Genomic DNA, 14445 nt, shown 5'->3' on the forward strand with positions numbered 1-14445 from the left:
ATATTTTGATAAAGGTTGGATCCCCTTTTACTTGCTGCAAGGACAATACATGGAGGCTGCTCGTATTGAGCACATGCGTAAACTGACTAAGTGCTTTGACTTGCCTGTCTCTGTTTTTTTGAAGATAAAACCCCTAATTGTCAGGTGTATAACTTTCGGGGTTAACTTCAATCAGCGGGCTTTTTATTGTTATTATGCTGTGACTGAATGTGATTCCAAAACAATCGCCAATGCCTGCGCACACGCCCATGCCGAGCTCCATGCCCACTGGAAGTTATAACCGCCAAGCCAGCCAGTGACATCGACTACTTCACCAATAAAATACAGTCCCTTCACCTTATGCACTTCCATTGTTTTTGATGACAGCTCATTAGTATCCACGCCGCCAAGAGTGACTTCCGCGGTGCGATAGCCTTCCGTACCATTGGGTTGTACCTGCCAGCATTGCAGGGCCGTGATTAACTCTGTTTTCTGTGCAGGGTTAAGTTGCTTCAGGGATACGTCGGGTAATTGCCCCAGAGACTGCAAACATTCAACCAAACGTTTAGGCAGCAATTTTGCCAGTGTGTTTTTTAGACTCTGATTAGGATGAGATCCCTGTTCTTGATCCAAAAAGCTCTCCAAATCTGTATCAGGAAGTAAGTTAATACTCACATACTCACCGGACTGCCAATAACTGGATATCTGCAAAACAGCAGGGCCGGAAAGGCCACGATGGGTGAACAGGATATTTTCTCTGAAGACGGTGCCATCTTTTGCTGTCACTACGGAAGGCACTGCGACACCGGAGAGTGTTTGTAGTTGTTCCAGCAGGGGCTTATGCAGAGTAAAGGGAACTAATGCCGCACGTGTAGGCAGAATATTGAGACCAAATTGTTCTGCAATACGATAGCCTAAAGGAGATGCTCCTAAGCCGGGCATAGATAGTCCACCGGATGCTACTACAAGTGAGTGTGTACTTACTTCTTTTCCCAACGTTGTGATGATAAATCTCTGTCCTTGTTTTTCGACATGGGTGACTTCACTGCGCAGACGAATAGTGACTTGTCCCATTTCGCACTCTTTCAGGAGCAAATCTATAATTTGTTGGGCTGAGTCGTCACAGAAGAGCTGACCCAATGTTTTCTCGTGATAAGGGATACCATAGCGTTGCACAAGGTCAATAAAATCCCATTGGGTGTAGCGAGCAAGTGCTGACTTACAAAAATGAGGATTAGCAGAAAGGTAAGCGGCGGGTTCGGTATACATATTGGTAAAATTACAGCGTCCGCCTCCGGACATCAAAATCTTGCGGCCTGCTTTTTTGCCATTATCCAGTACCAAAACATTTAATCCGGCTTGCCCTGCCTGAGCTGCACAAAATAAGCCAGCAGCGCCAGCACCAATAATAACTACATCAAATTTTTCCATTCGTCTGTCTCTTTTGGCCGAGTTATTTTGTAGGAAATTACCGCCTAATGGGGGTACTGTTCACGAACTACAGAGAAAAATACGTATTTGGTTTAACTTTTTGCGGCAAAAAGTTATTTTTTATCAAAAAAATATCAAAAGTTAAAAATTAAATAACTAATTGATATAATTGATTAATATTAATATTTTTATGTCGGTTTATTGTCATTAAATCAAAAAAAGGTCATATTTCTCTTTTCCCGCTAACGTTTGTCACTGATAATGCGCGCGTTCATGTCCTACTAACTGGCTTAACGTTTATGCTACATCTGTTTACTGGCCTGGAATTTTATACCGGCCTTATGTTAGTACTTGCTCTGTTGTTTGTGCTTTTCTATGAAGCCATCAATGGGTTTCATGATACCGCAAACGCAGTAGCAACTGTTATTTATACCCGGGCGATGCGTTCGCAGTTTGCCGTTGTCATGGCAGGGGTTTTTAACTTTTTTGGTGTTCTCCTTGGTGGGCTGAGTGTCGCTTACGCGATCGTGCATTTATTGCCTACGGATCTTCTCCTAAATGTCAGCTCTGCTCACGGCTTAGCTATGGTTTTCTCCATGCTGTTGGCTGCGATTATCTGGAACTTAGGCACGTGGTATTTCGGCATTCCAGCATCCAGCTCTCACACGTTGATCGGCTCTATTATCGGCATCGGCCTAACCAATGCGATAGTGACCAGTTCTTCGGTGGTGGATGCGTTGAATATTCCGAAGATGATACAGATTTTCATGTCATTGATCCTGTCTCCTCTTGTTGGTTTGGTGATTGCCGGAGCGATGGTGTTTTTACTGCGTCGCTATTGGAGCGGTACGAAAAAACGTCGTCGTATCCATATGACGCCAAGTGAGCGTGAAAAACAGGATGGCAAGCGCAAACCGCCATTTTGGACACGCACAGCCCTGATTCTCTCTGCTGTTGGCGTGAGTTTTTCCCATGGCGCAAACGACGGCCAGAAAGGTATCGGTTTGATCATGCTGGTTTTGATTGGTGTCGCACCTGCGGGCTTTGTCGTCAATATGAACTCAACTAGCTATGATATCGCCCGTACTCATGATGCAGTTGTTCATTTGCAGCAGTATTATGAGCAGCATAGTTCAGCACTGGTTCATGTCATTGAACTGACTCCGGCCGCCTCTTCCGTGGAAGATAATTTGGATATGGAGTTCCATTGCGATAATTCACGCGCGTTGAAGGTTCTGAACAAAGCTGAAAGCATGTTGGGGAATATCCAGAATTTCAGTGAGTTGACGCCAGATCAGCGAAACAATATGCGTCGTACTCTGATGTGTATCGCTGATACAGCTAGCGCAGTGGCTAAACTGCCAGAAACCAGTCTTGAAGATGCCCGGTTCCTGAATAAACTCCGCAAAGATTTGCTGATGACGGTGGAATATGCACCGCTGTGGATCATCGTTGCTGTGGCTCTTGCCCTGTCTATTGGCACCATGGTGGGTTGGAAGCGTGTTGCTGTCACTATCGGTGAGAAAATTGGCAAGAAAGGCATGACTTATGCCCAAGGCGTTTCTGCTCAGGTTACGGCTGCGGTTTCCATTGGCGTTGCCAGCTATACGGGTATGCCAGTGTCCACAACACAGGTACTCTCTTCTGCGGTAGCGGGTACGATGCTGGTTGATGGTGGTGGTGTTCAAAGTAAGACCATCAAAAACATCATGTTGGCGTGGGTGTTGACGCTGCCTATTTCAATTGGATTGTCAGGCATGCTGTACTGGATTGCTCTGAAACTGATCTAATGACGTCTTAGAAAAAAGGGTTGGTTACTGCATTTCTGCAAAACCAACCCTTTTTTATTTCCACCTGTTTTTTCTGTTCACGTTAATGATTCAATGTAACTTCAAATTACGATTGCTATCAGGCATAGCGCAACGGCTCCACATAATATTTCCGTCAAGATAAATTGCTTCCTTAACCTTTCGCACAAAAAAATAACATCGGGATCGTGGTGGTTGATATACCCTTGCGAGTTGATGTAGCGCACGAGCCGAATCTGTTTATTAAACTGTCCACCTGTTGTAAAAAAACCATTACCATCAACTGATTGATACAGCATTGGGTCAGATTGGCGCAAGATTGACAGGAGTGCCCGGAGCGAAGAGAAGTAGCGCATAATGTTAACAATGCAGGTAAGGCAAACAGCCCAAAAGAGTGCCACAGTATTGAACATACTTCCTCCTACTTAGCACGGCAGCAAAAGCTGTCAGAAAGAAGAACCCAAGCGAAAAAACACTAAGGTGAGTAATCACTATATTAAATTTTAGGCATAAATACAGTGCCCTGTGTATTTATGCTTGGATGAAAATTAGGGTTCTGTTTATTGATGGTTAAGAGAAAATCTAGTGAATATCCCCTTCATTTTGCAAATCACAGGTTATTGTCTGTAACTTGAAACCTATGGGCTATAAGCTTTTAGATATGTTGCTATTTTTGGTCTCTAGATCTATGTTTTCAGGTGGTTAAGAAAATAAAACAACAAGTTGTGATCGAAACAACACTAAAAAGACACTTTGAGCAGGTATAGTATAAATATTGAATCATGGCATTCAGTGCTGCCAATCCATTTAATCAACGTTATGGAAGGAGTTCACTTATGGCTTACCAACATATTCTTGTTGCGGTTGATTTATCTCCTGAAAGCCAGATTCTTGTGGAGAAAGCTGTTTCAATGGCGAGACCGTATAATGCCAAAGTTTCCCTGATCCATGTTGATGTTAACTACTCCGATCTTTATACCGGCCTGATTGACGTTAATCTGGGTGATATGCAGGAGCGTATCGCAGATGAAACCCGTAATTCACTGAAAGAACTCTCTGCTAGTGCGGGTTACCCTGTTCAGGAAACGTTGAGTGGTAGTGGTGATTTAGGGCAAGTCCTTGTTGATGCTATCAAACAATATGACATGGATTTGGTTGTGTGTGGTCACCATCAGGATTTTTGGAGCAAGTTGATGTCCTCAGCTCGTCAGCTTATTAACACCGTTCATGTTGATATGTTGATTGTGCCTTTGCGCGACGAAGAATAATCTTCGGTTGAAGTTTTATTCTATGAAATCGCCGGCTTATGCAGGCGATTTTTTTGTGCGCAAAAAAGATGATGAAACTTTTTTGGAAATTGTCAAAGATATTTTTAAGGGAATTTATAAAAATAGTTGTTGAAATTTAAGCGTAAAACAGTGCTATATTCAGAAAGCAAACTGTAATTACCTCACATTTTCGACAAAAAAATAATATGGAAAATGACTGGGGGCATCACTTCTGAATGACAAAAAGGAAGCCCTGAATGAATGTTTCATCATCTTTACCCTCATTTCTTGATTCGATTCAATATCACAATCAACATCAACCAGAATACCTACAAGCGGTTCGGGAAGTGTTGACCTCACTCTGGCCTTTTCTTGAACAGAACCCACAATATCGTGAACAGGGGTTATTGGAGCGTCTGGTAGAACCAGAAAGAGTCATCCAATTTCGCGTCTGCTGGGTTGACGATCAAGGTAAAGTACAGGTTAACCGGGCTTGGCGGGTTCAATTTAATTCTGCTATTGGGCCATTCAAAGGCGGAATGCGTTTTCATCCTTCCGTTAACCTTTCCATCCTGAAATTTCTGGGTTTTGAACAGACCCTGAAGAATGCGCTGACAACGCTGCCAATGGGCGGAGGAAAAGGGGGTTCTGATTTCGATCCCAAAGGAAAAAGCCACGGTGAAGTTATGCGTTTCTGTCAGGCATTGATGACAGAATTGTACCGCCATTTGGGGCCGGATACCGACGTGCCTGCCGGAGATATTGGTGTAGGCGGACGTGAAGTTGGTTTTATGGCGGGCATGATGAAAAAATTGTCCAACAATACAGCGTGTGTTTTCACCGGCAAAGGACTCTCTTTTGGCGGGAGTTTGATTCGTCCTGAAGCCACCGGATATGGTCTGGTCTATTTCACCAATGAGATGCTGAAACGCCACGGTATGGTGCTGGAAGGAATGCGGGTATCTGTCTCTGGTGCGGGAAATGTTGCTCAATATGCCATCGAAAAATGTATGGAATTGGGTGCAAAAGTCGTTACAGCATCGGATTCAGGCGGCACGGTTTTAGATGAAGAAGGCTTTACACCGGAAAAACTGGCACATCTTGAAGAGATAAAAAACCAGCGTTATGGCCGTGTAGAAGAATATGCTAAAGAGCGGGGATTGACCTTCCTCAAAGGTCAAAATCCGTGGTCAATTCCTGTTGATATCGCGCTACCGTGTGCGACCCAGAACGAGCTGGATCTGGAAGCAGCGAAGACGCTGATTAAAAATGGCGTGAAGGCGGTTGCCGAAGGCGCAAATATGCCAGCGACGATTGCTGCGACTGACGCTTTTCTTGAAGCGGGAGTTCTGTTTGCACCGGGAAAAGCCGCCAATGCGGGCGGTGTGGCTACCTCAGGTTTAGAGATGGCACAGAACGCAGCGCGTTTGTGCTGGAAAGCTGAGAAAGTCGATATTCGCTTACATCACATCATGCTCGATATCCATCACGCTTGCGTCGAATATGGTGGTGAAGGCAAACAGATCAACTACGTGCAAGGCGCGAATATAGCTGGCTTTGTTAAAGTAGCGGATGCAATGTTATCGCAGGGAATTGTGTAGTTCGGTATGAAACAGCAGAAAACTCCTTAACGCGAATATAAAGTGATGATTCCAATAGTTGATCGCGAGTTTACGGCACATTGAGAGAAACTAAAGAAGGGGTAGGGGAGTTATGGCAAGAACTTTTGAGCAAATACTGGCGAATGAGAAGCCGAAATTGTTGCTGAAGCAGAGTCTGTGGCAATAGAGATGTTACTCAATATTCACTTGGCAGAGCTTCGCGAACGGTTAAACATGACCCAGAGTGACGTCGCTACGGCTCTTGGTATCAGGCTGCCTACTGTTTCTGATATGGAGAAGCATGACCGTGATCTGAAACTGTCTTCCCTCAACGTTACGTTGAAGCTTCTGTGCCAAATTGCGTCTCGATATTGAGCTGCCCAACGGTACACATTACGGCTTTACAGTTTAATCACAAACGCCCTGTAACAGACGTTTCAGATTACTGACAAAGTGCTGGCTGTTTATCCGGCACTTTGTCTTAATCAAGCGATCAGCAAGGGTAGATATCAAAACGATGGTTTTTGGTTGTAATGGCTGCGGATGCTTTAACACCCGCCAATGGCTCTGCATAATCCGGCCTTTTCACCACAACCCGACGTTTTGCCAGCGCACAGGCAGGCTCCAATAAACTGTCCGCATCTTCATCTGCCCCAACCAATGATTGGAAAACGCGCATCTCTTTTTTGACCAGAGCACTTTTTTGTTTATGTGGATACATTGGGTCAAGATAAACCACATCAGGTGGCGGTGTAATATCCGTCAATGCCGTAATGCTTGAGGCATGGATCAACGTCATACGCTCTTTCAGCCATTCGCCGATATCTTCATCCTGATAGCCGCGTTGTAGGCCATCATCCAACAACGCTGCTACAACGGGATGGCGTTCCAGCATCCTGACATGACAACCGATGGAAGCCAGCACAAAGGCATCGCGCCCTAACCCTGCAGTAGCATCCACGACAGAAGGCACATAATCTTTCTTGATGCCCACTGCCTTGGCAACTGCTTCACCGCGACCGCCACCAAAGCGGCGACGGTGGGCCATCGTACCGGCAACAAAATCGACATAAATTCCACCCAATTTTGGTTCATCGCGCTTGCGCAGTTCCAACCGTTCGGGGGTTAATACCAAAGCCATGACTGAATCTTCATCGTGGATCAGATTCCAGCGTTCAGCCAATAGCGATAAGGCGCTGCGATCAGCGCCTTCTTCACAAATTAAACAAATTTTCACAGGTTATTATCCAGCAATACCATAACTCTTCAGCATTGCATCCAGTTGTGGTTCGCGACCACGGAAGCGAATAAACAGCGTCATTGGATTTTCTGAGCCGCCACGGCTCAAGATATTATCGAGGAATGACAGACCAGTTGTACGATTGAAAATGCCTTCTTCTGAGAAGCGGGAGTACGCATCTGCTGCCAGAACATCTGCCCAAAGATAGCTGTAATAACCCGCAGCATAACCCCCATTAAAGATATGGCTAAAGGAGTTAGGGAAGCGTCCCCAATCAGGTGATGGCACAACAGAAACTTGTTTTTTCACTGACTGCAAAATTTGCAGGATTTGCGCCCCTTTGGCTGGATCATACTCAACATGCAGACGGAAATCGAACAAGCCAAACTCAAGCTGACGCAGAATTCTCATGGCCGCCTGATAATTTTTGGCTGCCAGCATACTATCCAGCATCTCCTGTGGCAGAGGTTCCTTGGTCTGATAATGACCAGAAATAAATGCCAGTGCTTCCGGCTCCCAGCACCAGTTCTCCATAAACTGGCTTGGACATTCGACAGCATCCCACGGTACACCGCTGATGCCGGCAACGTCCAAAGCTTCAATCTGGGTCAACATATGATGCAGACCGTGCCCAAACTCATGGAACAGAGTAGTGACTTCATCGTGCGTGAACAGTGCAGGCTGATCACCCACTGGCTTGTTGAAGTTACACGTCAGGTAAGCGACAGGGTTTTGCAATTCGCCAGAAGCATGACGCATTCTGCCGACATAACTGTCCATCCACGCGCCACCACGTTTATTTTCGCGGGCGTAGAGATCTAAATAGAAACTGCCACGCAAGACCTGTTTCTCATCATATAGCTCAAAGAAACGGACATCAGAATGCCAGGTATCCACATCATGACGCTCTTTGGCGGTGATGCCATAAATACGGCGAACCACTTCAAACAGCCCTTCCAGTGCACGTTGTTCAGGGAAGTAAGGACGAAGTTCTTCATCATTGATGGAGAAATCATGCTGTTTTTGTTTCTCGCTGTAATACGCCAGATCCCATGCTTCCAGATCATCAGCACAATATTGTGATTCTGCGAATTCGGTGAGCTCATCCAGCTCGTCTTCACCTTGTTGATGGGCACGATTGGCCAGATCATTCAAGAAATCGAGGACTTGCTGAGGAGTTTTAGCCATTTTAGTGGCAAGGGAGTTTTCTGCATAGTTCTTGAAACTCAGCAATTGGGCGAGTTCATGACGCAACGCGAGTATTTCCGCCATAATATCATTGTTATCCCACTTCCCGGCATTCGGGCCTTGATCGGAAGCACGAGTCGTATAGGCGTAATACATTTCTTTGCGCAATTCACGATTATCGGCATAGGTCATGACAGGCAGATAACTTGGCATATTGAGCGTCAGCAACCATCCTTCCTGTCCTTTGGCTTCAGCGGCAGCCTTGGCAGCCGCTTTGGCACTATCAGGCAGACCTTCCAGCTCGCACTCATCGGTAATCAGCTTAGTCCATCCCATTGTGGCATCCAGCACATTATTGCCGAATTTCGCGCCAAGTTCAGATAAACGGGCGGTAATTTCACCGTAACGTTTCTGTTTTTCTTCTGGCAAGCCAATACCACTCAAATTAAAATCAAGCAAGGTATCTTCGATAACCTTACGTTGCGGCTGGGAAAGTGTATTAAAAGCTTCACTCGCCTTCAGTGACTTATACGCTTGATATAGCCCCTTGTGCTGCCCTAACCAAGTACTGAATTCAGAGAGCAGAGGCAGACTTTGCTCATAGGCTTCGCGAAGTTCCGGACTATTTTTGACGGCATTCAGGTGACTGATAGGCGACCTGACACGGTCAAGCTTATCTTTCTCTTCGGAAATTGGCTGGCACAGATTATCCCAAGTAAAAGCGGAGTTTTCGGTCAGAATCTTCTCAATTACTTGACGGTAGTTGGCTAACGTCTCTTTCACAGCAGGCACGACATGTTTTGGTTCAATTGCAGAGAATTTAGGCAATGCAGAAGATGTCAGTAACGGGTTAGTCATAATGAGCGCCTTATATGTGTATTTGGGTATATGCTGAAACCAGCCTGATACCGCAAGGGGTTGTTGACGATAGATGGGGATAAGATACCGTGAGTTCAATGCTAATGCCGCACTTTTATACTTAAAATCCGGCTCTTTTTATATCAGAGATCTGAGAAGTGACTAATATGTTTAGGTATATCTTAGAGCCTAATAGGGTAGGTGCTGAATTACATTTTTGCTGTCTACGTTCATTCAATTCAGTCATATAGTCAGCTATGCTTTCGGGGATCGATTACCTTGCCGTTTAATACAGTTAGAAACCTATTGGATATATGCCGAAGAATAAATGTTGGAAGGTGAAAATATGAAACAACATCTCCATTGGGAAAAAGAAACTTATCAAGTTTCAACAGATAAATCTCTATTAGATATACCGGCTATCCACCAATTTCTTACGCGTTCCCGTTGGGCTGAAGGCATTGATCTCGAAACAGTAAAATATTCTATTGAAAACAGCCTGACGTTTGGGTTGTACAAAGATAAAACCTAAATAGGATTTGCGAGACTCGTAACAGATTTTGCTACTTTCGGCTATCTATGTGATGTGTATGTATTAGAAGAGTATCAGAAACAGCAATTAGGTGGTTGGTTAATGGCGTGCTGTCAATCTCATCCTATTGTGCAGCGATTACGGAGGATCATGCTCGTCACGACAACGGCCCGTGGTTATATGAAAAATTTGGTTATTCTCCTGTTAATCATGAAAATAGTGTTTGGCAAATAGTTCGACCTGATATTTATAGAAAAGAGTGATTCTATTTTAGTATTTTTATGCGTTTTTCATAATAAAAACTCAAGGAAAGAGAGTTTTCCTTGAGTCCTGAATATTTTCTATCAAATCGGCTTATCTATCGAATTATAAAGCGTATCCAGTTCATTAATACGCTGATGATAACTCTTGATCAGGCATGACGTATCCGCCTTGCATTGTTGGCGCTGTTTCAGCCATGCCTTTTGACTATCATATATCTCGCCAGATACTCCCATCGCGAATAATCCTCGTAGGAAGTTGTATTTCACACTTAACTCCACATCCAGATCATTCAGCTTTAGGTTTGAACAAATAGTTTTTTCATCCGGAGCCTTGGCTCTTGCACAATCAAAACTGGCTGCGAAACTGAGTGGAGACAGAATAAGTAACAGAAAAAATAAATATTTCATTTACTTCTCCTTCTTAGGTGGAACTACAGGTCCCGGTCCTGTTTGTAATTTGGGTGGTACTATTTTTTCAAACTTGAATGATTGCGCTTTGCCATTTGCATCTAATTTGCAGGTGAATTTAATGTTGTTCCAGCCGTCATCCGTCCGATACATACCTATGCCGATTAATTCAGAAGAATTCTCCAGCCTTATGTCATTTGGCGAGTCAATACCAAGGAAAACTTTATCAGCATCTTTATATTGTTGTTTAATAACGGATAAAGCCAAAGGACGACAAATAAACTCTGCGACTTTTTTGGTTTCTGACCAACTGTCTACCATTGGCAGTGCAGATTTATCTGTAATTTGTTCATTAATTTGTTGTTGCAGGTATTTTTTTTGAGTTTTGGATAATGGAGTTGATGAGAGTTGTGCTTGTATAGAGGCGGAAAAAAGAAAGCAACTTACACCAAAATAGGTTAAGTATTTTGAATTAATCATAGCAGGTTTACTCCGAGCATGAAGTTAGCAAGAGTATGGCACAGGTTTTTGGCCTGTGCCATCACATGAATATAGCCTTTTCACCTATTGCTATGTTGAATGTATTTTATAATTAATGGCTAAAGCGAATGCAGTTATATTTGTATCTAAGACGTTATCAACATGGATGATATTGGGATATGAAGATGAGTCGATAACTCTATAGGGAAACGTTGATAAGTGTTGATTTGCGTACTCTGCCATTTCCTTAATACTCTTAACTAACGGAAGTGGACATCCCGCGGATTGAAGAGAATTTTGGGTTAACGTCCAAGATAATAAAAAATACTTATTTTTAGAATATTTATTCATCTTAGCAATTTGATCATCAGACATCTTCTTGAAATCATTTGTATTGGAATACTTATTATACATATTAAGATCACTAAAGTAGAAAAATCCTTTTTTATATCGTTCTCCTAAATTAATATTGTTATTGCTATCTTTTTCTTTTCCTACTATAAATAGAACAGCAGCATGGGAACCATTATCAGTAAATTTATTTAATGTTATCTGTGACAGAGAAAGAGGTTTGTTTGTTTCTGCTTCATCATGATGATAGAGATAGTTGACATCATCTAATATAGTAAATAATTTACCCCATTCTTCTTTTGTAAAGGGGCGATAAGAATTATTGCCAAGATCAGTATTAAGGGTATGAGCAAGTCTGATAATAATTAATTCATTATTTTTTTGTGTGAATGTATTTATGGCATCGATCATAGATTGGATTGATTCGCCGTTTGCACCTTGCCAGGTAAGTGCCAAATGAGCGTAATGACCTGTAAGGAAATGGCCATCACTGATTACGGGTCTGATATCAAAGTACCTTATCCCTAAATTCAATTGCCCTAATATATCATGGGTTTGAGTAAGTGTATTACATTCACTACTTAACCCAGTTTTAGACGTTATTTTACTCATGCCAGCATCATGAGAGCCAGTGATACAGATTGATTCTAATGGCAGATCCCCCAACAGCTTCCAATTGTCATTCATCCAACTTTCAGTTTTTAGGTTCGTTCCTGTATATCTTCTTTCTTCGCCTGAAAGTATAAATGTGACTATTGAATCTGGATACCAGCCTAGTATTAATGTCGAACCTGGTAAGTTCCCGTCTGTCCTTAAGCTTTTGAAGTAAATACTGATTACAAATAATCCCTTGTCATTATGATATTTTGCAATCACTTGTAAACTACTTTCATTTGAATCAAGTAATTTATATTCAGCCATGCCCGTATCAAGGTTATGATCATTAAGAATCCAATCACTTCTTTCTATTAATGCTTCTGTCGCACTTTTGGATTTTATTTTTTCTGGAAAATTCCAGTGATTCATTTGATAAGATTCACTCTTAACTCTTACCCAATCAATATTTGTATTATTGATTAGAGATAAATTTACACTATCGCCCATAATAACCTCTTTTGTTAAATAAAAATTATGTTCCTAAGATTTTTTCTGAGTTGGTTATATTTGAGTATAGTGTAAATAAAAAATATGATTGAAAAATTAACCACTATTTTTATCGACTGGATTTGGTTTGATAAATAAGGAATAACCTCGTCCGATTAGAGACGAGGTTATTATGTTATTAAATTTAAGTTATTTATCTTAATTAATAATGATTAAGTAAAATCACTATTCTGCTATTAAGTATATTGCTTCATAAGGTTTAATTTGCATATCATGACCTACTTCTGTAGGAAATTGATAATTGTTTATTAATGCCCGCCATTCTTTATCAGTGAGAGAAATTTCTGGAGACCAAAGCTGTGTTTCATTGCTTAGGTTTGCAATAACCAGCAAAGTTTGCTCCTGCCAACGACGCAGATAACACCACAGTGATGGATGCTCAGGTAACAAATCCAGATAATCACCATATGTTAGAACGGGTTGTTGCTTCCTCAATTTAACTAAATCTTGGTAGCAATAGAAGACCGAATCTTTATCCTGTAATGCGGCTTCGGCATTGATCTCTGGATAATTACTACAAGGTGCAATCCACGGTGTACCCGTAGTAAAACCCGCATTCGTTGAGTCATCCCATTGCATGGGGGTTCGACTATTATCACGAGACTTCTGCGCTAAAATAGCCAGTATCTCCTCTGGCTGCATACCTTGATCAATCCGTTCCTGATGCATATTCAGGCTTTCGATATCCCTATATTCTTCGATACTTGTAAAGTGAGGGTTCGTCATGCCCAACTCTTCACCCTGATAGATATATGGGGTGCCCTGCATACCATGTAGCACCATTGCCAGCATTTTAGCGGAGATTTTGTGGTACTGATGCTCATCTCCAAATCGTGACACAATGCGGGGTTGATCATGGTTACACCAGAAAAGCGCATTCCATGCTTTTTGATGCATACCTTGTTGCCACGTTGAGAAAATCTTTTTCAGGGCAATAAAATCAGGCTTGGCGATAGTCCATTTTTCGCCATTCGGATAATCAACTTTCAGATGATGAAAATTAAATGTCATGGACAGCGCGGCTCCATCCAGTGCGCTATAGCGGAGACAGTGCTCAAGCCCCGTGGATGACATTTCACCGACGGTCATTAATCCTTTAGGTTGGAAAACATCACGGCTCATTTCCTGCAGAAATTCATGTATCCGAGGGCCATCGGTGTAGAATCGGCGGCCATCACCGCGATCATCATTAGGATAATCCTGCTGCTTTGAGACGAGATTAACAACATCCAGCCGCAATCCATCAACACCACGATCAGCCCAGAACTCACAGATTTTTTTCAGCTCGGTGCGAACAGGTTCATGCTCCCAATTTAAATCGGCCTGTTCTGTCGCAAATAGATGGAGGTAATACTGCTGGCTCTCTGCATGCCATTGCCACGCATTACCACCAAATTTAGACTTCCAGTTATTGGGCAGGGAATTGTTGACACTGTCTTGCCAGATATAAAACTGGCGGTAAGGACTATGAATATCTTGTGCCGCTTGGAACCACGGATGTTGAGTGGATGTGTGATTAAAGACCATATCTAAAATGATGCGAATGCCACGTTGATGAGCATTCTTCACCAAATTATCAAAGTCCTCTATCGAGCCATAATCAGGATTGATTGCGCAGTAATCGGCTACATCATAACCATTATCCACTTGTGGAGATGGATAAATGGGCGTGATCCAGATAGCTTCCACGCCAATGTGTTGTAAATAATCCAGCCGCTGGGTGATCCCGTTGATATCCCCTGTGCCACTCCCGGTACTATCCTGAAAACTTTTTGGATAAATTTGGTAGATAACGCTATCCATCCACCATGGTTTTTGTTCGGTCATAAATATACCTGCATACCTGCTAATGAATGTACTTGCTAATTGAATGC

11 protein-coding genes and 2 pseudogenes are annotated in these 14445 nt (G+C 42.7%); 5 read left to right on the top strand and 8 right to left on the bottom strand.

Translation table 11 applies throughout. From position 1 onward, the window contains the following. Positions 1–192: 192 nt before the first annotated feature. Entirely contained in the window at positions 193–1410 is a 1218-nt protein-coding gene (locus Xhom_RS04105; RefSeq protein WP_069317511.1) for a BaiN/RdsA family NAD(P)/FAD-dependent oxidoreductase, read from the bottom strand. Between the two features lie 299 nt (positions 1411–1709). Here Xhom_RS04105 and pitA point away from each other — a divergent pair, with 299 nt between their 5' ends. After that, complete coding sequence (gene pitA / locus Xhom_RS04110; RefSeq protein ID WP_069317512.1) at positions 1710–3200, top strand: inorganic phosphate transporter PitA; 1491 nt, start codon at positions 1710–1712, stop codon at positions 3198–3200. Positions 3201–3301: 101 nt separating this feature from the next. Here the strand turns inward: pitA and uspB are convergent, their stop codons facing one another. Continuing rightward, positions 3302–3631 carry a universal stress protein UspB gene (gene uspB / locus Xhom_RS04115; RefSeq protein WP_069317513.1) on the bottom strand — a complete coding sequence of 110 codons (330 nt, stop codon included), beginning with the start codon at positions 3629–3631 and terminating at the stop codon, positions 3302–3304. Between the two features lie 423 nt (positions 3632–4054). On the opposite strand from uspB, the gene uspA reads away from it, so the two are divergent. The 3 genes and pseudogenes from uspA (at position 4055) to Xhom_RS04130 (ending at position 6499) form a co-directional block, all read left to right on the top strand. Then, positions 4055–4486 (top strand): universal stress protein UspA, encoded by a 432-nt coding sequence (gene uspA, locus Xhom_RS04120; RefSeq protein ID WP_069317514.1) that lies wholly within the window; start codon positions 4055–4057, stop codon positions 4484–4486. A 257-nt stretch (positions 4487–4743) separates the two neighbouring features. Next, positions 4744–6087 carry an NADP-specific glutamate dehydrogenase gene (gene gdhA / locus Xhom_RS04125; protein WP_069317515.1) on the top strand — a complete coding sequence of 448 codons (1344 nt, stop codon included), beginning with the start codon at positions 4744–4746 and terminating at the stop codon, positions 6085–6087. A 112-nt stretch (positions 6088–6199) separates the two neighbouring features. Next, positions 6200–6499: pseudogene (locus tag Xhom_RS04130) on the top strand (helix-turn-helix domain-containing protein). 81 nt (positions 6500–6580) lie between these two features. On the opposite strand, the gene rsmJ reads toward Xhom_RS04130, so the two are convergent. Further along, positions 6581–7324 (bottom strand): 16S rRNA (guanine(1516)-N(2))-methyltransferase RsmJ, encoded by a 744-nt coding sequence (gene rsmJ, locus Xhom_RS04135; RefSeq protein ID WP_069317516.1) that lies wholly within the window; start codon positions 7322–7324, stop codon positions 6581–6583. A 6-nt stretch (positions 7325–7330) separates the two neighbouring features. Next, positions 7331–9373, bottom strand: coding sequence for an oligopeptidase A (prlC, locus tag Xhom_RS04140; protein WP_069317517.1), 2043 nt, complete (start codon positions 9371–9373; stop codon positions 7331–7333). Positions 9374–9719: 346 nt separating this feature from the next. Here prlC and Xhom_RS04145 point away from each other — a divergent pair. Beyond that, positions 9720–10168 (top strand): annotated as a pseudogene (locus tag Xhom_RS04145) (GNAT family N-acetyltransferase). A gap of 81 nt (positions 10169–10249) precedes the next feature. Here the strand turns inward: Xhom_RS04145 and Xhom_RS04150 are convergent. The 4 genes from Xhom_RS04150 to treC all read right to left on the bottom strand — a co-directional run bounded on the left by Xhom_RS04150 (position 10250) and on the right by treC (position 14398). Then, positions 10250–10576 (bottom strand): lysozyme inhibitor LprI family protein, encoded by a 327-nt coding sequence (locus Xhom_RS04150; RefSeq protein ID WP_069317518.1) that lies wholly within the window; start codon positions 10574–10576, stop codon positions 10250–10252. After that, positions 10577–11056, bottom strand: coding sequence for a hypothetical protein (locus Xhom_RS04155; RefSeq protein WP_069317519.1), 480 nt, complete (start codon positions 11054–11056; stop codon positions 10577–10579). A gap of 90 nt (positions 11057–11146) precedes the next feature. Further along, the gene (locus Xhom_RS04160; RefSeq protein ID WP_069317520.1) at positions 11147–12511 is read right to left on the bottom strand and encodes a PI-PLC domain-containing protein; all 1365 of its coding nucleotides are present in this window, start codon (positions 12509–12511) and stop codon (positions 11147–11149) included. A gap of 225 nt (positions 12512–12736) precedes the next feature. After that, positions 12737–14398 (bottom strand): alpha,alpha-phosphotrehalase, encoded by a 1662-nt coding sequence (gene treC, locus Xhom_RS04165; protein WP_069317521.1) that lies wholly within the window; start codon positions 14396–14398, stop codon positions 12737–12739. Positions 14399–14445: the final 47 nt, after the last annotated feature.

Source organism: Xenorhabdus hominickii, from assembly GCF_002632725.1.
GTDB classification, from domain to species: Bacteria; Pseudomonadota; Gammaproteobacteria; order Enterobacterales; family Enterobacteriaceae; genus Xenorhabdus; species Xenorhabdus hominickii.

Excerpts from the sequence above, each read along its gene's own strand:
- Xhom_RS04105 (WP_069317511.1), bottom strand. The coding sequence starts at position 1,410 with ATGGAAAAATTTGATGTAGTTATTATTGGTGCTGGCGCTGCTGGCTTA.
- pitA (WP_069317512.1), top strand. The coding sequence starts at position 1,710 with ATGCTACATCTGTTTACTGGCCTGGAATTTTATACCGGCCTTATGTTA.
- uspB (WP_069317513.1), bottom strand. The coding sequence starts at position 3,631 with ATGTTCAATACTGTGGCACTCTTTTGGGCTGTTTGCCTTACCTGCATT.
- uspA (WP_069317514.1), top strand. The coding sequence starts at position 4,055 with ATGGCTTACCAACATATTCTTGTTGCGGTTGATTTATCTCCTGAAAGC.
- gdhA (WP_069317515.1), top strand. The coding sequence starts at position 4,744 with ATGAATGTTTCATCATCTTTACCCTCATTTCTTGATTCGATTCAATAT.
- prlC (WP_069317517.1), bottom strand. The coding sequence starts at position 9,373 with ATGACTAACCCGTTACTGACATCTTCTGCATTGCCTAAATTCTCTGCA.
- Xhom_RS04150 (WP_069317518.1), bottom strand. The coding sequence starts at position 10,576 with ATGAAATATTTATTTTTTCTGTTACTTATTCTGTCTCCACTCAGTTTC.
- Xhom_RS04155 (WP_069317519.1), bottom strand. The coding sequence starts at position 11,056 with ATGATTAATTCAAAATACTTAACCTATTTTGGTGTAAGTTGCTTTCTT.
- Xhom_RS04160 (WP_069317520.1), bottom strand. The coding sequence starts at position 12,511 with ATGGGCGATAGTGTAAATTTATCTCTAATCAATAATACAAATATTGAT.
- treC (WP_069317521.1), bottom strand. The coding sequence starts at position 14,398 with ATGACCGAACAAAAACCATGGTGGATGGATAGCGTTATCTACCAAATT.